This window comes from Arthrobacter sp. UYCo732, from assembly GCF_040547265.1.
GTDB lineage: Bacteria > Actinomycetota > Actinomycetes > Actinomycetales > Micrococcaceae > Arthrobacter.
The window spans coordinates 1-25,634 of the sequence record NZ_JBEPPJ010000017.1 but is presented as its reverse complement, the minus strand read 5'-3'; the positions used below and the strand labels follow the sequence as shown (position 1 = coordinate 25,634).

Annotated in this window: 26 protein-coding genes and 2 pseudogenes; 14 read left to right on the top strand and 14 right to left on the bottom strand. The window is 65.2% G+C overall.

The genetic code is table 11. The features are described from left to right. Positions 1-4: 4 nt before the first annotated feature. From ABIB45_RS17460 to ABIB45_RS17450, 3 genes are read left to right on the top strand one after another with little or no spacing between them, the layout of a single operon-like run. The gene (locus ABIB45_RS17460; RefSeq protein WP_354217109.1) at positions 5-568 is read left to right on the top strand and encodes an SSI family serine proteinase inhibitor; all 564 of its coding nucleotides are present in this window, start codon (positions 5-7) and stop codon (positions 566-568) included. Then, positions 546-1,478, top strand: coding sequence for a 3-methyladenine DNA glycosylase (locus ABIB45_RS17455; RefSeq protein ID WP_354217108.1), 933 nt, complete (start codon positions 546-548; stop codon positions 1,476-1,478). The genes ABIB45_RS17460 and ABIB45_RS17455 overlap by 23 nt, the downstream gene beginning before the upstream one ends. Beyond that, complete coding sequence (locus tag ABIB45_RS17450; RefSeq protein ID WP_354217107.1) at positions 1,475-1,864, top strand: serine protease inhibitor; 390 nt, start codon at positions 1,475-1,477, stop codon at positions 1,862-1,864. The genes ABIB45_RS17455 and ABIB45_RS17450 overlap by 4 nt, the downstream gene beginning before the upstream one ends. Positions 1,865-1,943: 79 nt before the next feature. On the opposite strand, the gene ABIB45_RS17445 is transcribed toward ABIB45_RS17450, so the two are convergent. From ABIB45_RS17445 to ABIB45_RS17430, 4 genes are all read right to left on the bottom strand, one after another. Continuing rightward, complete coding sequence (locus ABIB45_RS17445) at positions 1,944-5,051, bottom strand: S8 family serine peptidase (RefSeq protein WP_502914543.1); 3,108 nt, start codon at positions 5,049-5,051, stop codon at positions 1,944-1,946. Positions 5,052-5,249: 198 nt separating this feature from the next. Beyond that, the gene (locus tag ABIB45_RS17440) at positions 5,250-5,684 is read right to left on the bottom strand and encodes a substrate-binding domain-containing protein (protein ID WP_354217105.1); all 435 of its coding nucleotides are present in this window, start codon (positions 5,682-5,684) and stop codon (positions 5,250-5,252) included. Between the two features lie 317 nt (positions 5,685-6,001). After that, the gene (locus ABIB45_RS17435; protein WP_354217104.1) at positions 6,002-6,130 is read right to left on the bottom strand and encodes a hypothetical protein; all 129 of its coding nucleotides are present in this window, start codon (positions 6,128-6,130) and stop codon (positions 6,002-6,004) included. Positions 6,131-6,324: 194 nt separating this feature from the next. Beyond that, the gene (locus ABIB45_RS17430) at positions 6,325-6,510 is read right to left on the bottom strand and encodes a hypothetical protein (RefSeq protein ID WP_354217103.1); all 186 of its coding nucleotides are present in this window, start codon (positions 6,508-6,510) and stop codon (positions 6,325-6,327) included. A 262-nt stretch (positions 6,511-6,772) separates the two neighbouring features. Here ABIB45_RS17430 and purS point away from each other — a divergent pair, with 262 nt between their 5' ends. From purS to purL, 3 genes are read left to right on the top strand one after another with little or no spacing between them, the layout of a single operon-like run. Next, the gene (gene purS / locus ABIB45_RS17425; RefSeq protein ID WP_354217102.1) at positions 6,773-7,024 is read left to right on the top strand and encodes a phosphoribosylformylglycinamidine synthase subunit PurS; all 252 of its coding nucleotides are present in this window, start codon (positions 6,773-6,775) and stop codon (positions 7,022-7,024) included. A gap of 1 nt (position 7,025) precedes the next feature. Then, positions 7,026-7,799 (top strand): phosphoribosylformylglycinamidine synthase subunit PurQ, encoded by a 774-nt coding sequence (gene purQ / locus ABIB45_RS17420; protein ID WP_354217101.1) that lies wholly within the window; start codon positions 7,026-7,028, stop codon positions 7,797-7,799. Beyond that, a complete protein-coding gene (purL, locus tag ABIB45_RS17415; RefSeq protein ID WP_354217100.1) occupies positions 7,796-10,129 on the top strand; it encodes a phosphoribosylformylglycinamidine synthase subunit PurL in 2,334 nt (777 codons plus the stop codon). The genes purQ and purL overlap by 4 nt, the downstream gene beginning before the upstream one ends. An 88-nt stretch (positions 10,130-10,217) precedes the next feature. On the opposite strand, the gene ABIB45_RS17410 is transcribed toward purL, so the two are convergent. From ABIB45_RS17410 to ABIB45_RS17395, 4 genes are all read right to left on the bottom strand, one after another. Continuing rightward, positions 10,218-10,511 carry a DUF503 domain-containing protein gene (locus ABIB45_RS17410; RefSeq protein ID WP_354217099.1) on the bottom strand — a complete coding sequence of 98 codons (294 nt, stop codon included), beginning with the start codon at positions 10,509-10,511 and terminating at the stop codon, positions 10,218-10,220. Further along, the gene (locus tag ABIB45_RS17405) at positions 10,511-10,828 is read right to left on the bottom strand and encodes a putative quinol monooxygenase (RefSeq protein ID WP_354217169.1); all 318 of its coding nucleotides are present in this window, start codon (positions 10,826-10,828) and stop codon (positions 10,511-10,513) included. Before ABIB45_RS17405 ends, ABIB45_RS17410 begins: the two co-directional genes overlap by 1 nt. 530 nt (positions 10,829-11,358) lie before the next feature. Continuing rightward, the gene (locus ABIB45_RS17400; RefSeq protein ID WP_502914542.1) at positions 11,359-11,862 is read right to left on the bottom strand and encodes a DUF1990 domain-containing protein; all 504 of its coding nucleotides are present in this window, start codon (positions 11,860-11,862) and stop codon (positions 11,359-11,361) included. A gap of 37 nt (positions 11,863-11,899) precedes the next feature. Next, positions 11,900-12,319 (bottom strand): MmcQ/YjbR family DNA-binding protein, encoded by a 420-nt coding sequence (locus tag ABIB45_RS17395; protein ID WP_354217097.1) that lies wholly within the window; start codon positions 12,317-12,319, stop codon positions 11,900-11,902. Between the two features lie 45 nt (positions 12,320-12,364). Here ABIB45_RS17395 and ABIB45_RS17390 point away from each other — a divergent pair, with 45 nt between their 5' ends. Next, positions 12,365-13,393, top strand: a complete 1,029-nt coding sequence (locus ABIB45_RS17390) for an isopenicillin N synthase family dioxygenase (RefSeq protein WP_354217096.1) — start codon at positions 12,365-12,367, stop codon at positions 13,391-13,393. Positions 13,394-13,421: 28 nt separating this feature from the next. Here the strand turns inward: ABIB45_RS17390 and ABIB45_RS17385 are convergent, their stop codons facing one another. Beyond that, the gene (locus ABIB45_RS17385; protein ID WP_354217095.1) at positions 13,422-13,847 is read right to left on the bottom strand and encodes a CoA-binding protein; all 426 of its coding nucleotides are present in this window, start codon (positions 13,845-13,847) and stop codon (positions 13,422-13,424) included. A 276-nt stretch (positions 13,848-14,123) separates the two neighbouring features. Here ABIB45_RS17385 and ABIB45_RS17380 point away from each other — a divergent pair. From ABIB45_RS17380 to ABIB45_RS17355, 6 genes and pseudogenes are all read left to right on the top strand, one after another. After that, positions 14,124-14,399, top strand: a pseudogene (locus tag ABIB45_RS17380) (ATP-binding cassette domain-containing protein); the annotation flags it as partial. Positions 14,400-14,596: 197 nt separating this feature from the next. After that, the gene (locus ABIB45_RS17375; RefSeq protein WP_354217094.1) at positions 14,597-15,412 is read left to right on the top strand and encodes an ABC transporter permease; all 816 of its coding nucleotides are present in this window, start codon (positions 14,597-14,599) and stop codon (positions 15,410-15,412) included. Then, on the top strand, positions 15,388-17,439 hold the full coding sequence (gene acs, locus ABIB45_RS17370) for an acetate--CoA ligase (protein ID WP_354217093.1): 2,052 nt from the start codon (positions 15,388-15,390) through the stop codon (positions 17,437-17,439). The genes ABIB45_RS17375 and acs overlap by 25 nt, the downstream gene beginning before the upstream one ends. After that, positions 17,436-18,650 (top strand): dimethylsulfone monooxygenase SfnG, encoded by a 1,215-nt coding sequence (sfnG, locus tag ABIB45_RS17365; protein WP_354217092.1) that lies wholly within the window; start codon positions 17,436-17,438, stop codon positions 18,648-18,650. Before acs ends, sfnG begins: the two co-directional genes overlap by 4 nt. Further along, on the top strand, positions 18,650-20,011 hold the full coding sequence (locus ABIB45_RS17360; protein ID WP_354217091.1) for an O-acetylhomoserine aminocarboxypropyltransferase/cysteine synthase family protein: 1,362 nt from the start codon (positions 18,650-18,652) through the stop codon (positions 20,009-20,011). The genes sfnG and ABIB45_RS17360 overlap by 1 nt, the downstream gene beginning before the upstream one ends. Beyond that, on the top strand, positions 20,008-20,502 hold the full coding sequence (locus tag ABIB45_RS17355) for a CoA-binding protein (RefSeq protein WP_354217090.1): 495 nt from the start codon (positions 20,008-20,010) through the stop codon (positions 20,500-20,502). The genes ABIB45_RS17360 and ABIB45_RS17355 overlap by 4 nt, the downstream gene beginning before the upstream one ends. A 25-nt stretch (positions 20,503-20,527) precedes the next feature. On the opposite strand, the gene ABIB45_RS17350 is transcribed toward ABIB45_RS17355, so the two are convergent. From ABIB45_RS17350 to ABIB45_RS17335, 4 genes and pseudogenes are all read right to left on the bottom strand, one after another. Continuing rightward, entirely contained in the window at positions 20,528-20,668 is a 141-nt protein-coding gene (locus tag ABIB45_RS17350; protein ID WP_354217089.1) for a hypothetical protein, read from the bottom strand. Positions 20,669-21,042: 374 nt separating this feature from the next. Next, positions 21,043-21,483 (bottom strand): annotated as a pseudogene (locus ABIB45_RS17345) (RNA polymerase sigma factor); the annotation flags it as partial. A gap of 261 nt (positions 21,484-21,744) precedes the next feature. Beyond that, on the bottom strand, positions 21,745-22,101 hold the full coding sequence (locus ABIB45_RS17340) for a YegP family protein (RefSeq protein WP_354217086.1): 357 nt from the start codon (positions 22,099-22,101) through the stop codon (positions 21,745-21,747). Positions 22,102-22,368: 267 nt separating this feature from the next. Then, positions 22,369-23,658 (bottom strand): adenylosuccinate synthase, encoded by a 1,290-nt coding sequence (locus ABIB45_RS17335; RefSeq protein WP_354217085.1) that lies wholly within the window; start codon positions 23,656-23,658, stop codon positions 22,369-22,371. Positions 23,659-24,328: 670 nt separating this feature from the next. Between ABIB45_RS17335 and ABIB45_RS17330 the strand changes: the two genes are divergently transcribed. Further along, positions 24,329-24,964, top strand: a complete 636-nt coding sequence (locus ABIB45_RS17330) for a uracil-DNA glycosylase family protein (RefSeq protein WP_354217084.1) — start codon at positions 24,329-24,331, stop codon at positions 24,962-24,964. 160 nt (positions 24,965-25,124) lie between these two features. Here the strand turns inward: ABIB45_RS17330 and ABIB45_RS17325 are convergent, their stop codons facing one another. After that, positions 25,125-25,547 carry a DUF3151 domain-containing protein gene (locus ABIB45_RS17325; RefSeq protein ID WP_354217083.1) on the bottom strand — a complete coding sequence of 141 codons (423 nt, stop codon included), beginning with the start codon at positions 25,545-25,547 and terminating at the stop codon, positions 25,125-25,127. Positions 25,548-25,634: the final 87 nt, after the last annotated feature.

The following is a 25,634-nucleotide window of genomic DNA, read 5'->3' as shown; positions in this document are numbered from 1 at the left end:
GTCCATGCGTTTGCGAACAGTACGGCCATTGCTGGCCGTGTTCGTTGTGGCCGGGCTTGCCGCGTGCACGCCACCACCGGACAATACCCCGCCGTCATCGACCAGCCCCACGGCCAGTTCCACGGCCAGCCAGGGCGCTTCCGGGTCCCCCGCTCCGGACACCGAGACCACCGTACCCGCGCCGGCCCCGTCTACCCCTCCTGCTCCCTCGCCCGGACCTGGTGCCGGCAACGCCGAACTTTCCATCATGGTGAAGCCAGGGTCCACTGAATCCGCGGTGAACTACACCCTGGTCTGCCGCGGCGGTGTCCCCACCGCAGAGAGCAAGCACCCCAACGCTGATGCTGCCTGCGCGGCCCTCAAGAACAGCGCAGCCCTCCTCAGCCCCTCCCCGAAGAATGCAGACCGGGTTTGTACCGAGCAGTATGGCGGACCGCAGACCGCCACCGTGACCGGGATTGTGGACGATACTCCTGTGGATGCAGTTTTCGCACGGACCAACGGTTGCGAGATCGGCGCCTGGACTGCGGCCCAAGACGTCCTGGGTGCCAGCGGTGGAGCAGCTTAGCCTGCTGACGGCCGATGCCTGGAGTGCCCGCGAAGCCGCGCACCAGCAACGCGTCCGCCGTTACGCTGATCCGTACCTGGCCCGCCGCTCGGCGGGCCGCAAGCACCCGGTGGAGGACTTCCTTTTCACCTACTACACCCAAAAACCTGGTCAACTCCTGCGCTGGCACCCGGGCGCCGGCGTCGTACTCACCGGCCCAAAGGCAGCCGCCCGGAGCGGGTGGAAGCATTACAGAATGCTCGACGACGGCGAACTCGCCGCCGCGGGGCTGCCGTCAGGGACTGTGGCGGTCACCTTTCACCGCAGCGCCTTTCTGGCCGACCGGCAGGAGGCAGTGGGATTTGCAGAAATCGTCCTCCGCGGAACCGCGGCAAGGCCGGCCCAGTTCGGCTGCTTCGGGCTGCACGAGTGGGCCATGGTCTACCGCCAGGACAATTTCGACCTGCGCCACGAATACCTGCAGCTGAGGCTGGGCTCCGCCGGCACGGACAAGGTTGTGGAGGACAACCGCATACGGTGCTCCCACTTCGACGCCTTCCGCTTCTACACGCCGGACGCCATCGCACTCAATGAGCTGACCCCGAGCCGAGAAAACCAGCGGGAACTCGAACAGCCGGGGTGCCTGCACGCCAACATGGACCTCTACAAGTGGGCGTACAAACTGCTGCCGGCACTGCCCAGCGAACTGGTCATGGACTGCTTCGAACTGTCCTGGCGGATCCGCACCATGGACATGCAGGCCTCGCCTTACGACCTTGCAGAGTGGGGCTACCCACCCATCCCAATCGAAACACCCGAGGGCAAAGGGGCCTACGTGGAGCACCAGCGGGCGTTCGCAGCGGAGGCCGCTGTACTCCGCGGGCGCGTGGCCCGGGCGCTGGCCCCTCTCACCGTGGCGGCCGCACCGTGACCGGCACGTCCGCCCGTCCGGATGCCACCCACCGGGTGGACCTGACCATCAGGCTCCGGGAGGAGCCTGCGGCCGGCGAGTACGTGTTCCGGCTCGTGGCCGAAAACGGCGGCGTCCGGGCAGCATCCACCCTGCCCGCGCCCGCCGCCGCGCTGGAGGCGGTGGAGCGGTTCGGGGAGGACATCTTCTTTCCGAAGCCGGGGCCGCCCAAACTCTGCACGCAACAATACGGCGGACCGCAGGTTGCCGTCGTCACCGGGACCTTTCATGGCCGCCCGGTCAAGGCGGTCTTCCGGCGGACTGACGGGTGCGAGATTGCCCGCTGGAATTCCGTGACCGCGTTGCTGGGCGGAACACCCGGCGGAACCGGGACGTCCCGGACCTGAAGCGTCCCGGCCAGCAATGCTGACCGGGACGCCGTAGCTAGTCGCTACTTGGTGTTGCTTTGCTCCTTGACGCCTGGCATCAGCTGGCAGGGATCCCAACAACTGTGGCCATGGCCGGTGCGCCGGCCGGGGCTGCCGGGGTACCCGCACCCACCTTCACGTTGACCATCGTCCTGACTCCGTTCGCCCCCAGGCTGAGACGCGACAGGTAGGAGCCATCTGCGAGGCCCGTCCAGTCCAGGGTCGCGGCGGTGGCTGTGCCGTTCGGCGCCACGATCGGGTTCGGCGTGACCGTCAGGTTCCCGGCGTCCCCGGAGAACGAGGCAGCCTGAACGGATGCATTGGCGGCACCCTTGTTCGGCGTGGAATACAGGTTGGCCACGATGTAGTATGTGCCCGCCCGCGGCGACTCGAGGTCCAGGAACTCACTGGCCGCCGCCGTCGCCACTTGCGTGGGCACGAGTCCGCCCGCACCGTTCGGTGCGTACACCACCATGTCCCAGTCGACGTCGTTCGTTTCCGCCTGCACGCCGAGGCGGGCTGAGGTGGCGCCGGCAGGAACGGTCACGCTCACCAGCGCGTTGTGCGCGTCATTGGTGGCCGCGTAAACGCCCGGCGTCTTGGAAATGGCGGTCTGGCTCAGCGGAGCCAGGCCCTCCACGGCCACGGTGAGGGGAGCATCGGTACCGGACACGAAGTCCATGGTTCCGCTGCCTGTCCCGGTGGCTGAACTGAAGGAGAAGGATGGTGCGATCTTCGCATCCACTGGCCGGACAGCCATCGGTGAGCTGACGGTCCGTGGGCCTTCCCACGTCAGAGTGCCGGTGGTGAACTTGCCGACGGGCGCAGTGGCGTTCCTGATGGTGATGGTCACGTCGCGGGTTTTGCCTGCCTTGGCGAAGTTGAGCACCTGCGGCTCCACCTCCACGTCAAACCCGGGCAGGTCCACTTCCGGACGGTACATGCCGGGCACCAGGGCCGTCAGTTGCCGCTTGACTGTCACTTCGCCCACCAGGCTCCCGAGCGCAATTGAGGGCAGGTTCAGGTCCTGGGCCGCGAGGGAACCGGCCTGCGGCGCACCAGTAACCACTCCCTGCCCGTTCAGGAAGGCCAACCAGTCCGTGATGCCCGAGTCGTAAACGAGGCCCGGATCAAGCACCCGAAGGGAATCGATGTGGCCGGCACCGCCGTCGAACGGATTCCGGTTGGGCGTGCCGTCGGCGTTGACCAGTGGGTACGCGGTGGTCATCATGGCTGACTTGACCGCCGCCGGGCTCCAGTGTGGCTGCTTGCTGAGCACCAGTGCACCGAAACCGGCGATGTGAGGTGCTGCCATGGACGTTCCGGACATGAACCCGAACTGTGCACCGTGGTTTCCGATGGTGGAAACGCCGGCAAGGACGTTGACGCCGGGGGCGGAAATGTCCGGCTTGAGGAGGTCACCGCCGGAGGCGAGGGTGGGGCCGCGGGACGAGAACCCGGCCACCTGCGGGGCTGGCGGCAGCGGTTCGCCGGTGAGGTCACCTTTGACGAGGCTAACGGTCAGCGCGGTGTTGCCGGCCAGCTTGGACTTCAGTTCCAAGCTGTTGGGGGCGTTCACGTGGACGGTGGGCAGGACGTGGTTGTCAGTGTCTTCGGAACTGTTGCTGAGGTTGATCAGGATCATGCCCACACCGCCCTTGGTCTGCACCTCAAGGCTCTTGGCAGTGCGGTCCACCACGCCTCGGTCACACACCACAACCTTGCCTGCCACCTTGGCCGGATCGAGGGTGCCCGGCCCGCACAGGTTGGCGTTGGCGGCTCCGGCGGCCGCTGCAGCAGCGGCAACAACCGCTGGCTTGTCCGTGACTTCCGTTTTCATGATGGAGGCTCCGCGGTACAGGCTTCCATCGGAGACCTTGACCGTTCCGAGCAGATCGCTGGGGAAGGTGGAGGCTGCCACGGTGGTCAGCCACGGCGATGCATGGTTGACGGTGGAGGCGCCGGGGCCGGAGTTGCCGGCAGAGGCGGCTACGAACACGCCGGCCGCGGCGGCATTGAGGAAGGCAAGCGCCACCGGATCGGTTGTGCTGTCCGTGTTGCCTGAGATGGAATAGTTCAGGACATCGACGCCGTCCTTGACCGCCGCGTCAATCGCTTCCACGGAGGCAGAGGAGTAGCAGCCGCCAGTAGCAGGGCTGTCGTCTTCCCAGCAGATCTTGTAGACGGACACCTTCGCGGCGGGTGCCACGCCAGAGCCCTTGCCGAAGCTCACGCCGTCGAGCACCTGCTCAACGTTCGCGTTGCCTGCGGCCGTGGTGGCGGTGTGAGTTCCGTGGCTGCCAACATCCACGGGGGAAATCTGCTCCTTGGGCGCACGGTTTTCCGGCTTCACAAATTGCAGGAAGGAATCCGCGAAGTAACGGGCACTAACAACTTTGGAGTTGCACAGGGATCCATCGAACGCCGCGCCGGTGCCCACTCCCTTTTGGCATTCACCTTCGAATGTTGTGCCGTCGGCCTTGAGCATGGCGATCCGCCCTTCGGCCGTGCGGTACGGCTCGCCCACCTGGGCTGCGCCGCTGAGCGGTTGGACCGGTTCGCCGTGGAGGAAGGGATTGTCAGGGGCATACCCGGAGTCGATAACGCCCACCACAACACCCTTGCCGGCGTTCTCTTCACCGCCGAAGCGGGTCTCCCAGGCGCCGTCCTCCCCGGTGAGCTCGAGGAAATCGCCGGTGGTGTAGTCTGGGGCGTTCTCGACGTCGGGGGCGACCGCCAGCACCCTGGCGTCCTTGGACAGTTCCGCCGCCTGGACCGCAGAGAGTTCCGCAGTGAACCCGTTGAGGGCGGCAGTGAACTGTTTCGCTGGTGTGACGCCCTGTTCGGCGGCCAGGTCCTTTTGGGATTTTCGGAGATGGGCGTCGTAGGCCTTGTAATTGGCACTGTCCTCGTCCAGCTTCCTACCGTTCTGCGGCTTGGTGGCCGCCAAGCCGGGCGTCTCCCCCTCGTAGGCGGCCGCGGCCTTGGCTGCGAGGACCACGATGTAGCGGCCATCCTTGTAGTCTGTCGCCGCAGTATTCTGAGCGGCTATTGTCGTGGCCTGCCCGGCGGGCGCCGCGGTAGCGGGGCTCATCGCCATGGAGGTGAGGAGCAGCGGCAAGCCTACGGCCAACGCCGTCGCTCTCCGGAGTCCCCCGCCTGGGATGGGGCTCTTTCCAGTTAATTTCACGAGCGACTAAACCTTTCACGAGGAACGGCCGGGCACATTGCCGGTCTGAAGAAGCTGGGAACGGCACGCGGAATTACAGGTTTTGTAATGCTGTGACAAGCTGTCCAAACAGTACAGACTGATAGCTGAATATGACATAGAACACATGAGAGTTCCAGAGCCAATCCGAACTTTTCATTTCAGGGCACGAAGCCGGGCCGGAGCCAACGTCGATCCCCGTACGATCAGGCGGGTTGGCAGAACCAGTGGCTGCCCGGACTGCGAATGTGCCCCGCGCGCGAATGCCAGCAAGTTGCTGACGGCAGTGGACCCCAAGGCATACAAAGGGGCTTCCACGGTAGTCAGGGCAGGAGTGACCATGCCGGACCCGTGACTGTTGCCAAAGCCAAGGACACTGACGTCGTCCGGAACCCTAATGCCGCGCTTCTGGAGGGTGCGGATGAACCCTAGGGCCATCTGGTCGTTGTAGGCGATCACCGAGGAGCTCTGGTGCTGCGACCATTCCAGGGCAGCGTCTCCGCCGCCGCGGACTGTAGGTACACCAGGTCCTAGACGGCGCACGCCCAGCCCCAGCTGCGAGGCCGCCGCACGGAGTGCACGCCAGCGCATGCCATCGCCTCCGGCCCCGCCAAATAGGCGATGGTGGGGTTGCCCAGACCCCGCAGATGCTCAGCTGCCCGCCTCATCCCATGGGCATTGTCCGAGACCACGCTGGCCACATCGGCGACCACCCGATTCATCACGAAGGCACGGGAAACCGTTGAGGGAAACCCCGGCGGCACGCGCCACGTCGTAAATCGTGGGCAGGCTGCGGTCCAACATGGGTCCACCTTCTCTCAGCTTTGAGAGCCGCGGAATACGACTTACCAGATCATGCAACCGGTTGCTCGAATTGTCAATCATTATGACAGTCAAGGTCATCATGGTTAGGCCAGAAATGCGCCCGGGACCGGCCTCCCCATTTCTGGGGAGGCTGCGGTGAACCCCAGCGCGAGGGCTGCCACCATGCCCACCCGGAGGGTGCGGTGCACCCACTTCTGTGTGCGTCTTTCCATGCCTCATATCTCCTTTTGATTGGACACCGGCGGGGCACAATCTGTGAATTCCCTCCGTAGATCCATTGAGTCCGCCAGCCATTTGGAGGATCAAGGAGTTGCCACGGAAGAGCGGCATTTGAGGCAGCAAAAAGCGGGCGCCCCCGTTCAGGGACGCCCGCTTAGATAAGGCTTGGTTGTTTGGGGCGGGCGGCTTACTGCCTGGGTGTCCGCACCACGTCGCTGATCCACTGGCGGGTCTTTTCGTCCACGGGCCCGGTGACGCGCGTATCCCGGGCCGCACGGTCGGCTTTGATCTTTTGCATGACCATCCGTCCCAACCCGGCAAACACGGCAACGGCAACCATCGGCAACAGCACGGATTTCGATTTTTCAGCCATTCCGCCATCCTAGTGACGCCACCTGCGGAGGGCCAGAGCCGCCGTCGTTCTTCACCACCCGAAAGCCCCTCCCCACCTGACGGCAGTGACGGGGCCCACCGAATACAGGGTCCAGCGCTCCGGCCGGTAGAATGGGCTGGCAAGCTCGCGGAGCGCCCGTCCACACTGTTCAAACAAGCTCGTCCCCAACAGTTCCGGAACGGCGTAAGACGGCACCACTCCGCTGCGCCCTTACCCAATGCTCACGCACAGGAGTTGCCGGATGCCCCGGATCGTTGTTGACGTCATGCCCAAGCCCGAGATTCTGGACCCGCAGGGGAAGGCCATCGTGGGTGCACTCCCCCGTCTGGGCTTCACCAGCTTTAGCTCTGTCCGCCAGGGCAAGCGCTTCGAACTGACGTTTGACGGCGAGGTGACCGACGCAATCCTGGCCCAGGCCCGCGAAGCAGCCGAGACCCTGCTGTCCAACCCTGTGATCGAGGATGTCGTCAACGTCGAGGTCGTCGAGGCCTGAGATGACTGAACTTCCCTTGATCGGCGAGGCAATCGCCGTCGCCGCCGCGCCCCGGCTCGCGGGCGCCAAGATCGGCGTCGTCACCTTCCCCGGCACCCTGGACGACCGCGACGCCGCCCGTGCAGTCAGGCTGGCCGGCGGCACCGCAGTGCCGCTCTGGCACGCCGCCACCACCCTGGGTGACGTGGACGCCGTCGTGATCCCCGGTGGTTTCTCCTACGGCGACTACCTCCGCGCCGGCGCCATTGCCCGGTTCGCGCCGCTGATGTCCAAAATCATCGACGCCGCGAACTCCGACGCCAAGCTGCCTGTTCTGGGCATCTGCAACGGCTTCCAGATCCTCACCGAGTCGCACCTGCTGCCCGGCTCCATGATCAAGAACGACCACCTGAAGTTCCTGTGCCGTGACCAGGTGCTCCGCGTGGAAAACAGCAACACTGCCTGGACCCTCGACTACGAGGCCGGCCAGGAAATCACTGTGCCGCTGAAGAACCAGGACGGCCAGTACATCGCCGACGAAAAGACCCTCGACGCGCTTGAGGCCGAAGGCCGCGTGGCCTTCCGCTACGTGGGCTTCAACCCGAACGGCTCGCGCCGCGATATCGCCGGCATCTCCAACGCCGCCGGCAACGTGGTGGGCCTTATGCCGCACCCGGAGCACGCTACCGAGGTCGGCTTTGGCCCCGCGTCGCTCGACGGAATCGGCGGCTCCGACACCGACGGGCTCGGCTTCTTCACCTCCGTACTGAACAAGATTGTGGGAGTCAGCAAATGACGGAGACCAACTCGGTGGTAGAGCCCGCCGAAACCGCCAAGAAGTTCAACATCGACACGGTGGAGAACGCCGCCAAGACTCCGGACACCGAACTGCCGTGGGCCGAACTGGGCCTGAAGCAGAACGAGTTCGATGAGGTGGTCAAGGTCCTGGGCCGCCGCCCCACCGGCGCCGAGCTGGCCATGTACTCCGTGATGTGGAGCGAGCACTGCTCCTACAAGTCCTCGAAGAACCACCTGCGCCAGTTCGGCGACAAGGTGACCGAGGAGATGAAGAAGGACATGCTGGTGGGCATCGGCGAAAACGCCGGCGTCACCAACCTCGGCGACGGCTGGGCCGTGACCTTCAAGATTGAGTCCCACAACTCGCCGTCGTTCGTGGAGCCCTACCAGGGTGCCGCCACCGGCATCGGCGGCATTGTCCGCGACATCATCTCGATGGGCGCCCGCCCGGTGGCCGTGATGGATCCGCTGCGCTTCGGTGCGATCGACCATCCGGACACCGCCCGCGTGATGCACGGTGCCGTGGCCGGCATCGGCGGCTACGGCAACTCCCTGGGCCTGCCCAACATCGGCGGCGAAATGGTGTTCGACTCCGTGTACCAGGGCAACCCGCTGGTCAACGCGCTGGCAGTCGGCGTCATGCGGCACGAGGACATCCGCCTCGCCAACGCTTCGGGCAAGGGCAACAAAGTGGTCCTGTTCGGTGCACGCACCGGCGGCGACGGCATTGGCGGCGCCTCCGTGCTGGCTTCCGAGTCCTTCGACGACACCAAGCCGTCCAAGCGTCCCGCCGTGCAGGTGGGCGACCCCTTCGCGGAGAAGGTCCTGATCGAATGCTGCCTGGAGCTCTTCAAGGGCTCACTGGTTGAGGGTATCCAGGACCTCGGCGCCGCAGGCATCTCCTGCGCCACGTCCGAACTGGCCTCCAACGGCGACGGCGGCATGGAAGTTGAGCTGACCTCCGTCCTGCTCCGCGACCCTACCCTGACCCCGGGCGAAATCCTGATGTCCGAGTCGCAGGAACGCATGATGGCCGTTGTGACGCCGGAGAACATCGAAGCCTTCGAAGCTGTAATGGACAAGTGGGCCGTGGAGTACTCCTGGCTCGGCGAAGTCACCGACACCGGCCGCCTGATCATCACCTGGGACGGCGTAGTCATCGTGGACGTTGACCCGCGGACGGTGGCCCACGATGGCCCGGTCTACGACCGTCCGTACGCCCGCCCGTCATGGCAGGACTCGGTCCAGGCCGATACCTTCACCGGTTCAGTACAGGACGCCGGACGGCCCTCCGCTCCCGCGGAACTTGCTGCAGCCGTCACCGAGCTCGTCGCCTCGCCGAACATGTGCTCCAAAGCCTGGATCACCGACCAGTACGACCGCTACGTCGGCGGCAACACGGCCATGGCGTTCCCGGACGATGCCGGTGTGGTCCGCGTGGACGAGGAAACCGGCCTGGGCGTTGCCTTGGCCACCGATGCCAACGGCCGCTACACCTACCTTGACCCGTACTTCGGCGCGCAGCTGGCCCTGGCCGAGGCGTACCGCAACGTGGCCACGTCCGGTGCCGTGCCGATGGCCGTCAGCGACTGCCTGAACTTCGGCTCCCCCGAGGACCCGGACGTCATGTGGCAGCTCGCCGAGGCCATCCGCGGCTTGTCCGACGCCTGCATGGAACTGGGCATCCCGGTCACCGGCGGCAACGTCTCGCTGTACAACCAGACAGGCACCACCCCCATCCACCCCTCCCCCGTGGTGGCGGTACTGGGCAAGCTCGACGACGTCGCCCGCCGCACGCCGTCGGGCTGGCGCGAAGATGGCCAGGCCATCTACCTGCTGGGCACCACCGCTGCCGAACTGGACGGTTCGGAATGGGCCAACATGCGCGGCCACCTGGGCGGGCTGCCGCCGAAGGTTGACCTCGCCACCGAGCGCGCGCTGGGTGAGATCCTGATCAACGCCTCACGCGACGGCATGGTAGATTCCGCGCACGACCTCTCCGAGGGCGGCCTCGCGGCAGCATTGGTGGAGTCCTCCCTGCGCTACGGCGTCGGTGCGCGGATCGCCCTTCAGGACGTCCTGGACCGCGACGGCGTGGACCTGTTCACGGCATTGTTCTCCGAGTCCCAGGGCCGGGCGATTGTCGGCGTGCCCCGGTCGGAGGAAGTCCGGTTCAAGGACATGTGCACCGCCCGCGGCTTTGCCCATACCCGCATCGGCGTGGTGGACGCAGCCAGCGGCCAGCTGGAGATCAACGGCGTGGACACCATGTCCCTCGACGCCCTCCGCGAAGCCCACGAGGCCACACTGCCGAAGTACTTCGGCTAAACCCCTAAAGCAACGCGGGGTCGCTTCCGGCCCAATAATCCCTCGGGATTGGGCCAAAGTGACCCCGTGTTGCTTGTTTGTGGGCAGGTCAGTCCTCGCTGTGCAGCTCCCGCTGCCTGGCACTGAGAAGTTCAATCTCCGGCCGGGCAGCCACAAAACGTTCGACGGCGGTGAGCACCTCCACGAGGTGCGCCCGGTCGGCTGCCACGAGTCCCGCGCCCACCTGCGAGCGCCGGTACTGATCGTGGTCCCCCACTTCGGCAACCGAAACCTCGAAGCGGCGCTTGAGTTCAGCGAGCAGCGGCCTGATGACGGAACGTTTTTCCTTCAGGCTCTGGACATCGCCCAGGAGGATGTCGAATTCAATCCAGCCGACCCACATCAGATGGTGAGTTCTCCCATCCTGTCCCAGCCCTCGCCGTCGAGCTGGCGGCTGACGATCCGGGGGGTTTCGGCCAGGGCCTGCGGCATGTCGGCCATGGCCTGCTTGAAGTGCGCGCTCTGGACGTGGTCCCCGGCGGCATCGTCCTTGAACGCCTCGACCAGCACGAACTCGTGTGGGTCATCCACGCTGCGCGACCAGTCGAACCAGAGGTTGCCGGGTTCCTGGCGGGTTGCTTTGGTGAACCCGTCCACGAGGCCGAGCCAGCGCTCGGACCAGTCGGGCTTGACCTTGAACTTGACCACAATGAAGATCATGGGATTCCTTCTGTTCGGGGGATGGTTGGATTGCTTAGCCTGCGGCCATGGCAAGCTCGCACGCGAGGATGGCCTCGCGGGCAGGTCATGGGCGGTGGAAGCGTACTCGAGCGCGCTCCGGGTCCGTGAGTCCGCGTGGGCGGGGTCGGCGATGGCCAGCATGTGAAGCGCATCGACGGCGAGGACTTCCTCGCCGAGGTGGTCCCCCAGTTCGCCCGCCTGTTCGAACAGCGGAACGGCCATGGCGGCGTGGCCGCTGGAGTTCAGGACGCGTCCGCGTTCCAGCAGGATGCGGACGCCGATGGTGGGTTCCTCCTCCCCGTCCACCGAGTCCAGGAGGGCGTCTGCCTCCTCATAGCGGCCCTGCAGGCCAATGGCCCGGCCAAGCTGGATGGCGAGTTCGGCTTTTTCGTCGGCGTTGTAGGCGAGTTCGGCGAGGGCTTCCCGGAAGCGCTGTTCGGACAGCCCGGGATCCCCAAAATTCCATAGGCGGTCAAGGGTCACTTGGTCCAGCATGTACCTTCTCCTGATCAGCTTTCACCTGCGGCGAGTTGGCGTGCCCCTTCAACGTATCGCGTAGTGACGTGCCTCTGCGCCGCCCTGGTCACCAGGCCACCTGCCCGGTAGATCCAGTTGGCAGGCCTGCTGAAGGCAGTGATCTTTAAAAACACCCGTCCTGTGTCATCAATCTCCACCTCAAACGCTTCCTCACCCCGCGCCGGATGTCCGGGCAGTGTTCCGTAGCCGAAACCCGCAGACTGCGGACCGTCGCCCGTGACCGGCCGCCGGACCCACACAACTTCGCAGGGCGCGTTGATCCGGAACCGACTGACACCAAAGCCGCTCACCACTCGCGTTCCGGGGATCACGACGTCGGACTCGGCCCGGACGCGCAGCCCGGACCGCCGCTGCAGTTCCCACGTGAGGATTCCCTGCGCCACCCGCCGGTACAGCGCCACCCCGTCACCAAGGTAGACCTGTGACACTAGGCAGGGGAATCCTGCCGGCGGCCGGCCGTTCTCCGTGGCACCCACACCGGGGTAATCGAGTCGGCCTCCCACCAGGCGCCTGTCAGCCAACGGACCCGTCCCGGGATCCGGTCAGCCGGGCCCAACCCAGCTGTTCCTGCTGCTTGCGGCTCAGGGTGGCCACCGCCAGGTCGTAGGAGTCCTCCACCATGTCCAGGATCATGTCGTCCGGCAGTGCTCCGTCCAGCCGCACACCGTTCCAGTGGGTTTTGTTCATGTGCCAGGCACCGGCAATTTCGGGGTGGGCGGCGCGCAGCTGTTCGGCCAGTGCGGGCTCACACTTCAGGCTCACGCACAGGTCCCGGGCGTCCAGTGCGGAGGACGCGAACATCTTCGCCTTGTGCCTCGCGCCGCCGCAAACATGGGCCCGGACCTTGAACACGGACGTCTCCGGCCCGAAGGGAAAATCCTCGAAGGCACCGGGAAATGACAGGCAGACTGCCTTGAGATGTGCTGCGTCCATGGAACGAGCCTACAAAGCCCTCCGCTCCGGTGCTAGTCTGCGAAGATGTCACCTGACCAGGCCACCATCCCTGTCCTTGACCTGAGCGCCGCACGGCAGCCGTACGGCGTTTTCAGACCGGAATTCATTGACAAACTCCGGGACGCTGCCCACAACGTGGGGTTCTTCCAGATCACGGGCTATGGCGCCGCTCCCGGCCAGGCCGAGGAGCTCCTCGCCCTCATCAAGCGCTTCTTCGACCTGCCCCTCGAGGAGAGGATGACGCTGGACAACCGGCTCTCGCCGCATTTCCGTGGCTACACGCGGATGGGCACCGAGATCACGCAGGGCCGCGCGGATGCCCGCGAGCAGATTGACTACTCACCGGAGCGCGAACCCGTCCTGGACTATCCGGCAGATCAGCCGTACTGGCTGTTGCAGGGGCACAACATGTGGCCCGATGAGGCGCTCCCCGAGCTTAAGACAGCGGCCATGGCCTGGGCAGAGATGATGTCCGGTGTCGGCATGGAACTGCTGCGAGGCATTGCGGTCTCCCTCGGGCTGCCTGAGGACCACTTCGACGAACCCTTCGGCGACGAGCCCGCTTGGATGGGCAAGCTGGTGCACTATGTTGGCGGTGTGGTGGAAGCGGCAGGAGACCAGGGCGTGGGCTCACACGCGGACTACGGTTTTGTCACCCTCCTACTCCAGGACGAAGTGGGCGGACTGGAAGTCCTGCCGCCGGGAACCACCGAGTGGGCAACCGTTGAGCCTATTCCCGGGGCGCTGGTGGTGAACCTGGGTGAGATGCTGGAGGTGGCCACCGAAGGGTACCTCGCCGCCACTATCCACCGGGTACAGGCGCCGCCGCCTGGCGTTGACCGCTATTCCGTGCCGTTTTTCTGGTCCCCGCGCCTGGATGCCGTGATCGACCCCGTGCCGCTGCCGCCCGAGCTGAAGGCGCAGGCACGTGGGCTCTCGGATGACCCTATTAATCCGATGCTCGCCTCATTCGGCCTGAACATGCTCAAAGGCCGGATGCGCGCGCACCCGGATGTCACGGAACGGCACTACCCGGAATTGATGCAGCGCTGACCTGACCTCCCCTTATGCCAGTAGGCTGTTAGAGGTCGTATTTCCAGGCCTGCTGCGCGGGGCACACGTTCATCACCACAGCCAGGCCCGCAACCTTCGCCCGTTCGGCTGCGGCCTCGTCAATGACCCCCAGCTGCAGCCACACGGCTTTGGCTCCGACGGCGATGGCCTGGTCAACCACCGCGCCGACTTTCTGCGAATTCACAAAGCAGTCGACGACGTCGACGGGCAGCTTTTCTGCCGGAATGTCACCAATCGTGCGGTAGCCTGTTTCGCCGTGCACCGGGTCCCCCGGCAGGTTCACCGGAATGATCTCCATCCCCATCCTGTCGCGGATAAAGAGGGACGTATGGAAGGCGGCGCGCCACTCATTGGTGGTCAGGCCCACGATGGCCCACCGCCCCTTGGTTCGCATAAGGCGCTCAATGACTGCAGGATCGTTGGTGTGAGCCATGCCTCAAGCCTACGCCGCTTTCCCATAGACCCGAATGCCGAATTTTCGACCGCGGTTCAAGCGACTAAGAGCATGTGAACGAACATTACGCGCAGCATTCTGCCAATTTGGATTGTTTGATTCATATTTGGTCTAGTGGATAGCGACCATCCCGAGCGGCCGAGAGACCTGGATCGATGAAGCCGCAGCAACCCTGGTCAGCGGGCGCCCCCACGGCACACGCTGATAGCAAGGACAAAGCCTTGGTTACCCGGAACTGACCACTCCGGTAAGAGGCTGGACTCCGTTGGGTGCTACTGCCAGGACCGATGGAGTGATCCCATGACTGCAGTACTGACTTCCGAGCGTACCGGCGACCCGGCCAACGTCGCCATCGGCCTGCCCACCGGCTGCAGCGCAAAAGAAGGCAAAGCCAAGGTTTCCCGCCTGCTGGAGCTTGTGGGACTGGACAGCTTCGCCGTGCGCCGTCCGCGCGAAGTGTCCGGCGGCATGGCCCAGCGGGCATCCCTGGCACGTGCCTTGGCACGCAACCCCGGCGTCCTGCTGCTTGACGTGGTGCTCGAGCGCAGCGACCTGGATGTAGATGCCGCGCCCAGTGAGGCGCAGCGCAAAGTACTGGAGAAGATCGGGCCCACCTTCGTGGAAACCGGCGACGTCAAAACGCAGCAGCAGATCGACGACGCCGTGGGCTCCCTTCTCGACGACTCGCTGGTGAAGAAGGCTGATCCGTCAGCCATCAAGGGTTCCTGATGAGCCATCTGGAAAACCCCTTCCTCACCGGCAACAGTGTTGCGGACAAGCGCGCTGCAGCCGCTGCCGCAACAACGGCAGACGCCGCCCAGACGGGTGCCGTAACGGCAGCCGCTCCGGCACCGGGATGGTCTCCCGCCGGAGTCCTTTCCAGGAACTGGGCGCGTCTGCCCCTTGGCCTGATCATCCCGGCAATCCTGCTGCTTGCCTGGCAGGTGGCGTCCTCCACCGGCCTGTTCATCTCCACGCAGCGGGTGGAGATCGGGTTCCTGATCGGCGCCGCACTGGGCCTCATCCTCGGTGCCACCGTGGGCCTGTCGAAGATTGCCGACGCCCTGCTGGCCCCCGCCATCGGCGCCCTGCGCGCCGTCCCCTCGCTGGCCTGGGTACCGCTGCTGATCCTCTGGCTGAAGATCGGCGAAGACTCCAAGGTCACCCTGATCATCATCGGAGCGTTCTTCCCCGTCTTCACCACCGTTTCCCTGGCGCTACGCCACGTAGACCGGAACCTGGTCCAAGCTGCCCGCGCCTTCGGCCTCAAGGGCGTCCGGCTCCTGACGACCGTGCAGCTGCCTGCTGTGGTTCCTGCCGTCTTCTCCGGGCTGCGGCTGGCCCTGGCGCAGGCGTGGCTGTTCCTCGTGGCGGCCGAACTGATCGCCTCCTCCATGGGGCTCGGCTTCCTGCTGATCGACTCACAAAACAACGGCCGCACCGACAGGCTCTTCCTCGCCATCGTGCTGCTGGCTGTGATTGGAAAACTGGCCGACGCCCTCCTGGGCCTGGCAGAGAAATGGGCGGTAAAACGATGGGCCTGAGCACCGTACAAGCCACGCACCCCAGCACCGAGGCCGAGCGCATTGGGTTCTGGGAGGATGCCGCCCGGCGCCTTGACTGGGCCGAGCCATGGCACACCGCCCACAGTTTTGACAAGGCACGAAGGCTTAGCGGGCCGGAAGTTCCCGTCGAGGACGCCGAGTACTCCGTGCCCCGCATTGAATGGTTCGCCGGTGGCCGCCTGAACGTGACCTACAACTGCGTGGACCGCCATGTGGAAGCAGGCCGGGGCGGCAAGGTTGCGCTCTACTTTGAAGGCGAGCCGGGCGACCGCCGCGCCATTACCTACGCCGAACTCCAGCGTGAGGTGGCCAAGGCCGCCAACGCGCTCTTGGGGCTGGGCATCACCAAGGGCGATCGCGTGGTCATCTACCTGCCGGTCATCCCTGAAACCGTCATCATCACCCTCGCCGTGGCGCGGATCGGAGCCATCCACTCCCTGGTGTTCGGCGGTTTCTCGGCCGAGGCGTTAAAGTTCCGCGTCGAGGACACCCAGGCCAAGCTGCTGGTCACCACGGACGGCCAGTTCCGCCGTGGCGTGGCCGTGCCCGTCAAGGACAACGCTGACGCGGCGGTCGCCGGGGACAACGCCATCGAGCACGTCCTGGTGGTCAACCGCACCACCCCGGCGGACGAGCTCGATGCCGTCCCCATGACTGAAGGCCGCGACGTCTGGTGGCATGACGCCGTCGGGACCGCCCCTGACGTCCACGAACCCGAAGCATTCGACGCCGAGACTCCCCTGTTCATCATGTACACGTCCGGGACCACCGGTAAGCCCAAGGGCCTGGTCCACACCTCCGGCGGCTACCTCACGCAGGCGTCTTGGAGCTACGAGCACCTGTTCAGCAACCCGGATTCTACGCTCCGGGACCAGGACGTGCACTGGTGCACCGCGGACCTCGCCTGGGTCACTGCGCATACCTACGAGATTTACGGGCCGCTCTCCAACGGCGTTACCCAGGTGATCTTCGAAGGCACCCCGAACACCCCGCACCCGGGCCGGCACTTCGAAATCATCGAACGTTACGGTGTCACGCAGTACTACACGGCGCCCACCCTGGTCCGGTCCCTCATGGGCTGGTTCCCGGACGGCGTGCCGGACACCTACAACCTCTCCTCCATCCGGATGCTCGGCACCGTGGGCGAAGCAGTCAACCCCGAAGCCTGGCGCTGGCTGCGCCACAACGTGGGCGCCGGCACCGCGCCCGTGGTGGACACGTGGTGGCAGTCGGAGACCGGTGCAACCATCCTCTCCCCCACTCCGACGGACACCGAGTTCAAGCCCGGCTGCGCGGCACGTCCGCTGCCCGGGGTCAGCGCCCGAATCGTGGACGCCGCCGGCAATACAGTTCCGCCGGGTGTGCAGGGTTTCATTGTGGTTGACGCTTTTGGTCCGTCCATCGCGCGGACCGTCTGGGGCAACCCCCAGCGCTACCTCGATTCGTACTGGCGGCAGTACGCCGAACAGGGCTGGTTCCTGGCCGGCGACGGTGCCAAGTACGACGCCGACGGCGACATCTGGATCCTGGGCCGGGTGGACGACACCCTCAACGTCTCCGGCCACCTGCTGTCCACCATCGAGATCGAGTCTGCGCTGGTGGCCCACCCGGATGTGGTGGAGGCCGGCGTGTGTCCGGTGGCTGACCCCAAGACCGGGCACGCGATCGTCGCATTCGTTGTCCTAAAGGCAACCGGTCGGATGATCGAACCTGGGGCCACGCCAGCAGGGTCCCCTGACCGGGCTTGCGAGGTTAGGGGACTGGTGGGGACCGAGGAGCTCCGCAACCACGTCGCGAAGGCGATCGGCCCGATCGCCAAGCCGCGCGACGTCGTGGTGGTTCCTGACGTGCCCAAGACCCGCAGCGGCAAAATCATGCGCCGGCTGCTGACCCAGCTATTTGAGGGGACCGCCCTGGGCGACACCACCTCACTCCAGAACGAACCGGCCATCGCCGGAATCCAGGACGTCCTGCGCAAGCGGGCCCTAGCAAAGGAAAATTTATGAACGACATCAGCAATGTTGCCCGTCTTTCCGAACCGCTGAAGTTCGCATACTGGGTGCCGAACGTTTCGGGCGGCCTGGTTGTCTCCACCATCGAGCAGCGGACCGGTTGGGACTTCGACTACAACAAGAAGCTGGCGCGGATCGCCGAGAACTCCGGCTTCGAGTATGCCCTGACGCAGACCCGCTACGCAGCTTCCTACGGCGCCGACAAGCAGCACGAGGCCACCTCGTTCAGCCTTGCCCTGCTGGCGGCGACCGAGCGGCTGAAGGTCATCTCCGCAGTGCACCCCGGCATGTGGCACCCAGGCGTGCTGGCAAAATACATCATCACGGCGGACCACATCTCCAACGGCCGTGCGGCCGTCAACATCGTCTCCGGCTGGCTGAAGGCCGAATTCGAAAACTTCGGCCTGCAGTGGCTGGAGCACGACGAGCGCTACGTCCGGACCGAGGAATTCATCAAGGTACTGCGCGGCCTGTGGACCGAGCAGGAGTACAGCCAGTCGGGCAAGTTCTACAACATCACCGACTTCACCCTGAACCCGGCCCCGGTTGATGTACCGGGCCGCGCGCACCCGGAGATCTTCTTCGGCGGCAACTCCACGGCGGCGCAGGCCACGGCCGGCCGCGTTGCTGACTGGTACTTCTCCAACGGCAAGGACCTCGAAGGCTTCAAGGAGAACATCGCCGGAGTGGTGGCTGCTGCCGGCGAAACGAAGCGTGGCACCGACGGCGCCCTCGCAGCGCCCCGGTTCGGACTCAACGGCTTTGTCATTGCCCGCGATTCCGAGAAGGAAGCCCGCGACACCCTCCGCGAAATCGTGGCGAAGGCACACAAGCCTGCAGTCGAGGGCTTCCGCGACGCCGTGCAGGAAGCCGGCGCGTCCACGAAGGACGGCAAGGGCATGTGGGCCGATTCCAGTTTCGAGGACCTGGTCCAGTACAACGACGGCTTCAAGACCCAGCTGATCGGCACCCCGGAGCAGATCGCCGAACGGATTGTTCAATACAAGAAAATCGGCGTCAACCTGTTTCTCACCGGTTACCTGCACTTCCAGGAGGAAGTGGCCTCCTTCGGCCAGGACATCCTGCCGATCGTCCGCGAACTCGAAGCCGACCTGGCGCGCAAGAACGGCACCGAGCTTCTGGTGGTCGAGCCTGTCGAGACCGGGGTTCCGGCAAGCTCAACCACCGGGCTGGTGAACGCGTAATGTCTGACCGCAAATTCGGTTTCCGCACCCGCGCCCTGCACGCCGGCGGCACCCCCGACGCCGAGCACGGCGCCCGCGCGGTGCCCATCTACCAGACCACGTCCTTCGTATTCAAGGACACCCAGGACGCCGCCAACCTATTCGCGCTGCAGAAGTACGGCAACATCTACTCCCGGATCGGCAACCCCACCGTGGCCGCGTTCGAGGAACGCATCGCCTCGCTGGAAGGCGGCATCGGCGCTGTTGCCACGTCGTCGGGCATGGCAGCGGAGTTCATCACCTTCGCCGCACTGACGCAGGCCGGCGACCACATCGTGGCTGCGTCCCAGCTCTACGGCGGCACCGTCACCCAGCTGGATGTCACCCTGCGCCGCTTCGGTGTGGACACCACCTTTGTTCCCGGCACCGATCCCGCGGACTATGCCGCGGCGGTCCAGGAAAACACTAAGGCAATCTTCGTCGAGGTGGTGGCCAACCCGTCGTCGGAGGTCCAGGACCTGGAAGGGCTGGCAAAGGTAGCGCGCGACGCCGGGATCCCCCTGGTGGTCGACGCCACCTTGAGCACGCCGTACCTCGTGCGCCCGATCGAGCACGGGGCGGACATCGTGATCCACTCCGCGACGAAGTTCCTCGGCGGGCACGGCACCACCCTGGGCGGCGTGATCGTGGAAAGCGGGCGCTTCGACTGGGGCAACGGCAAGTTCCCCATGATGACCGAACCCGTCGCCTCCTACGGCAACGTCTCTTGGTGGGGGAACTTCGGCGAGTACGGGTTCCTGACCAAGCTGCGCTGCGAGCACCTGCGGGACATCGGCCCCGCGCTGTCGCCGATGTCGGCGTTCCAGCTGCTGCAGGGCGTGGAGACGCTTCCGCAGCGCCTCGACGAACACCTGAAGAACGCCCAGGCCGTGGCCGAATGGCTCGAGGCTGATGACCGCGTGGCCTACGTGAATTTCTCCGGCCTGCCCTCGCATCCGCACTTCGAACGGGCACGGAAGTACCTGCCGCTGGGTCCCGGCTCGGTATTCTCCTTCGGCGTGAAAGGCGGCCGTGCCGCCGGCCAGACGTTCATTGAGTCCCTGCAACTGGCCTCGCATCTGGCCAACGTGGGCGACTCCCGGACCCTGGTCATCCACCCCGGGTCCACGACCCACCAGCAGCTCAGCCCGGAACAGCTCGAGTCCGCCGGTGTTCCCGAGGACCTGATCCGCATCTCCGTGGGGCTTGAAGACATCGACGATATTCTGTGGGACCTGGACCAGGCACTTACTGAGGCCTCAGCAGCGGTGGTTGAGCTTGTCGACACCGGGGATTCGACAAGCTCAACCACCGAAGCCTGCACGATTGGAGCACGCGCATGAGCATCGAAACCCGGACCTGGGAAGGCCCGTCCGCACCGGAGCGCCTGAACCTGCTGCGAGCAGCCAAGTCGATTGCCATCGTGGGCGCCTCGGACAAGCCCTCACGCGCCAGCTACTTCGTGGCCACCTACCTGCAGTCTTCCACGCGGTACAAGGTGTACTTCGTGAACCCCGTGGTAAGGGCAATCCTGGGCGAGCCGACCTACGCCTCGCTGGCCGATCTTCCCGAGAGCCCGGACATCGTGGACGTGTTCCGCAAGCACGATGACCTCCCCGGCGTCCTGGACGAAGCCATCGCGGCCGGCACCAAAACCCTGTGGCTGCAGCTCGGCTCCTGGCATGAGGCGGTGGCCGCCGACGCAGAGGCAGCAGGGCTGAACGTGGTGATGGACCGGTGCGTGAAGATCGAACACGCACGGTTCCACGGCGGCCTGCACCTGGCAGGTTTCGATACCGGCGTGATCTCGTCCCGCCGGCAGCTCCTGTCCTGACGGGACCTGCCACGGGAACCCCTGATTAGCGGTTGAACTCCTTCAGCCAGATTGAACCGGGGCCGGCATCGCCGGCTCCGGTTTTTTCTGTTGTGCCCCGGCCCATCGTTACCGGGGCGAGGACCACTGAGGTCAGGTTGTCGAGGACGGCGGAGGCTTCGCTCACGGGCTTGCCTGCATTTTCGAGCTCGTCAGCGCGGTCGCTGCCTGACCCTCTGCCAGGATTGCGGCCTTCCCAGGAAGTTTCGCCTTGCGGGTCACTGCCGCCGTTGGTGCCGCCTGCTGCGTTCCGGGAGGAGCCGCCGTCGGCCGCTGCCTTGCCCGGCGCTGCAGCACCCCGGTCCTGTTCCTGACTGCGGCCTGGACCCTTCTCCTGCGCAGCTCTCCCGGGCGCGTCAGTTCCCGGCCCGTCAGTTCCCGCATCTGCGGTCCCCTGCGCGGCCGGCGCCGCAGTGTCAGGCGAGCCGATTTTGCGGCGGCCGCAAACGGCAGGTCGCCGGTGGCTGCGCCGGCACTCTTCCCCATCACTTCCTCGGCCTACTCAACCGTCAGGGCGGCGACAAGGCGCAGGGCCAGGACCTCCCGCTGTTCATCCGGGCGGATGCCCAGGAGATTCTGGACCTCCTGCGGCGAGATCCGTTCCATGGCCGGGTCCTCGGCCGAGGACTCCTCGCGCCCGTCCAGGTCGGGTTCGAACGGTAGCTCAACAGGTGTGCGGCGCTGCCGTCGGTGCTCATCCACCATCCGGGCATGAGCCACCGAGAACACAAAGGTTCGCAGTCCGGCCACGCCGCCGGTAACCGTCGCCAGCCTCGGCAGGATGTCGAGGAAGACTTCCTGCATAACAGCCTCCGGATCTTCTACCCCGCGGGCTGTGAGGTAGCCCAGAACCTGTGGCGCATAGGATCGGTACACGATGCTGAAAAGCTCGGGTTCGCGGGCACGCGCACGCAAAACGTCATCGGTCAGCACATCGGTCACAGACGTAGGGCCTTCGGTGGGGGGCTCTGCTTGCCCCGCTAACTTTGCCCTCGGGTAACCAGGCTGCGGCCAACGAAACGTGGTCCGTCAAGGAACAAAAGGGCCGGTCTGGAACATGATGGGGGACAAGTTCCAGACCAGCGCTTCATAGGGGTAATCGCTCCGGACCTGCCGGGTGTTACGCCTTGTCAAAAAAACTTTTGAAATTCTCTGGCTCCTGGTTCGGGCTTAGGGCAAGGACACCAGACTCCGGCGGGCGCCTCAGACGGCTCCGGTCCACCGCGCCCTCGGTACGCTGCCCCGCACCGTATCGAAGTGGGCAAAAGCGCGGACCCGGCTGACCGGAACACGCTGCTCGTCACAGGCCGGCTCGGCTGCCGCAGCCGGAGCGGCCGCGTACGGGGCCGGCGCCGGGGTGCGCTGGTCACGAAGGCCGGCGGCGGAAAGGTCGGTAACAAGACCTGTTCCGGCGCACTCGCGGATGGCGGCAATTCCAGCCGCAACGGCCGGCTTGTCCGCGAAGGCCCCGGACACCGCCATCACGGTGCCGTCCGGCGCCTTGAGCCTGAATCTGAGCAGCGAATCGGAGTCGAGAAAAACTTCAAACGTCCCAGCCATATCAAAATCCTTCCGGTCAGCGGAGGTCCCTCCCGGTGGCGTCATTGTCACCTGGCAGGCCCGGACGCATCCCTGCGCCATCATCCCGCGGGTCTTGTCGAACGATCTGTTGATCAGTTCACCTTATGTTAAAAGTCTGGCGGCCGTGCCTGCAGCCTCACAAGGCCGGCGGGGTTAACCCTATGTAAATTGCGTCCATCCGCTCCGCATACAGCGGCGGCGGGCCACCCCCAAGGGTGACCCGCCGCCGTCGCACGTTCTAAAACGTCAGTCGTTGATGAGGTCGCGTACCACGATGGTCTGGTCCCGGTCAGGGCCGACGCCGATGGCCGAGAAGCGCGTCCCGGAGAGCTTTTCCAGGGCCAGCACGTAGTTGCGTGCGTTCTCCGGGAGGTCCTCCAGGGTGCGGGCGCCGGTGATGTCCTCGGTCCAGCCGTCGAAGTATTCGAAGATGGGCACGGCGTGGTGGAACTCGGTCTGGGTCATCGGCATTTCGTCGTGCCGGACACCGTCCACGTCGTAGGCGACGCATACCGGGATCTGTTCGATGCCGGTGAGGACGTCCAGCTTGGTGACGAAGTAGTCCGTGAAACCGTTGACCCGGGAAGCGTGGCGGGCCAGGACTGCGTCGTACCAGCCACAGCGGCGGGGACGGCCGGTGTTGACGCCGAACTCACCGCCGGTCTTCTGCAGGTACATGCCCATCTCGTCGAACAGTTCCGTGGGGAACGGGCCGGCGCCAACGCGGGTGGTGTAGGCCTTGATAATGCCGATGGAACGCGAGATCCGGGTGGGTCCGATGCCGGAACCAACGGACGCGCCGCCCGCCGTCGGGTTGGAGGATGTGACGAAGGGGTAGGTGCCGTGGTCCACGTCCAGGAACGTTGCCTGGCCGCCTTCCATCAGCACTACCTTGCCCTCGTCGAGGGCGTTGTTGAGGACCAGCGTGCTGTCGATAACCAGCGGGCGCAGGCGCTCGGCGAAGGAGAGGAAGTAGCTGACGATCTCGTCCACCACGATGTCGCGGCGGTTGTAGACCTTGACCAGGAGTTCGTTCTTCTGGCGCAGCGAACCTTCCACCTTCTGGCGGAGGATGGATTCGTCGAAGACGTCCTGGACTCGGATGCCCAGGCGGGCCACTTTGTCCATATAGGCCGGGCCGATGCCGCGGCCGGTGGTGCCGATGGCACGGCTGCCAAGGAAACGCTCGGTGACCTTGTCCAGCACCTGGTGGTAGGGCGCAACCAGGTGGGCGTTGGCGGAAACGCGGAGCTTGGAGGTGTCCGCGCCGCGGGCTTCCAGACCGTCGATTTCCTGGAACAGGGCTTCGAGGTTCACTACACAGCCGTTGCCGATGATCGGAATCGCGTTGGGGCTCAGGATGCCGGCCGGAAGGAGCTTGAGCTCATACTTCTCACCGCCTACGACGACGGTGTGCCCGGCGTTGTTGCCGCCGTTCGGCTTGACGACGTAATCAACGCGCCCCCCGAGAAGATCGGTGGCCTTGCCTTTTCCTTCGTCGCCCCACTGGGCTCCTACGATCACGATTGCTGGCATGGGATCCTCCCCCATTCGTTCGGGCCGCACAGTTCCGCCACCGAAATGGCAGATCTGGTGAAGCACCGTTCATGAGAATGCCCCGAAGGCAACAGCCCGGCCGGGCCGCGACGGCGGCCAGCCACGCAAGAGTTCCGGGGCTCTTACCACCCAAGTTTAGCCGATCACAGACTTTGTCCACTTAGGAGGCCGCCTGCGGCCCTTCGTTGGGGGTGGTGGGGTAAAGGATGGACCCGGAAACCAGTTTCCCGTCGCGTTCGCTCCGGGTGCCCTGGTGGTGCAGATCAATCATGCGGCTACAGCTGCCAGCACCAGGGCTCCGGAAACGGCGAGGGTCCTGAAGGTTGCCAAGGTTTGGTTCACAGCGCGTACCTCTTTCGAGTGCAATTGGGGTGCGGCCAGCCGCGACATTTTTGATCGCGGACTGTGACAGAAGCCAACCAAGCTATACAGGTTATGTCAACGTCTTTGACGGCCTTTGTCCCCCGATTTCAGCCGGAAAGCGGCACCCCTCGCCCGGCGTTTCGTTTTGCGGGACTTGATAGACTGATAAAGATCGACTAGGAATCGGTCCACACCACATTTCAAACCATCCCGGAATGGTTGCGTCCCCGTGCGCCCATTTTCCGGATTGGCGCAGCACCGAGCCCCGCAGGAGACATTGCACTATATGACAGCCCTGGCCCCCGAATCTTTCCGTGAACAGCTCCTGAGCCGCCGCTACGAACCCAATGTTGCCGGCGTCAACGAACTGTGCGATTCCCTGCAGAGCGTCAAGCCCCACACCGAAGTCCCCTACGTCGACCCCATGCACGACGTGGACGAATGCCGCATCATCAGCCTCTACTCCAACATCGGCGAGGCTGACCCGTCCGGCTTTATGACCGCAGGCGACGACGACGCCGCTACCCGTATGCTCGGAATCCAGTGGAAGCTCGGCCTGCGCCCTGAGTTCGTGATGCCGTGGAACGTTCACCCGTGGCACACCCCCGGCGAGGTCAACGGCAAGTTCACGCCGGACCAGATCTCCTCCGGCCTTAAGCCGCTGCTCAAGTTCCTCGCCCTGGTCCCGCGCGCCTCCGTGATCGTGGCCCACGGCACCGAAGCCAACCGCCTGGCCAACCTGCTGCTGAAGACCGAGGTGCCCATGATCTGGCGGCGCGGCCTGAAGACCTACAAGGTCCGTTCCCTCAGCGGCCGGGCGTTCGCCGGAACCCCGGCCCGTCAGGAGCAGTACCTCGAGGAAATGCGCGTCGTCTATGCGGACGCCATGGCCCGCACCGGTCTGGCGAAGGCCGCCAGCTGATATGTAACCTGCCCGGCCCCACCGGTAAGTACAACGGCGGGCGGTTACCTTTCTTCTGAAAGCTAACCGCCCGCCGTCGTACTTTAACAAAGCAACGCGGGGTCACTTTCGGCCCAATCCGGGGTCCGGAGAGGGCGGAAAGTGACCCCGCGTTGTGTTTCTACTTGGCCTCGATGGCTGCCTTCGCGGCCGGGTCCGAGTCGTTCAGGAACTTCTCGATGCGCTCGGGTTCCTCGGCTTCGCCGATGGCCGCGGACGCACGGCCCAGCGAGTAGAGCGCCCGCAGGAAGCCGCGGTTGGGTTCGTGCGCCCACGGGATAGGGCCCACGCCGCGCCAGCCGTTGCGGCGCAGGGAGTCCAGGCCGCGGTGATAGCCAACCCGCGAGTAGGCGTAGGAATCGATGGTGCGGCCTTCGGCCCACGCCTCCTCCGCGAGTACCGCCCACAACAACGACGAGGTGGGGTGCTTCTCCACCAGGTCCAGGGCTTCCGCGCCGGCGTCCAGCTGGTGGTAGACGTCCGTTTCGGCAGGAAGGAGCGTGGGCTCGGGGCCCATCAGGTTCTTACGAAATTCGTCGGACATGACTAGAACGTCTTGCCGGCGGAGCCGAGCTGCTTGGTTGCCTCCACGACGCGGGCGGCAAGGCCTGCCTCGGCGGAGGCACCCCAG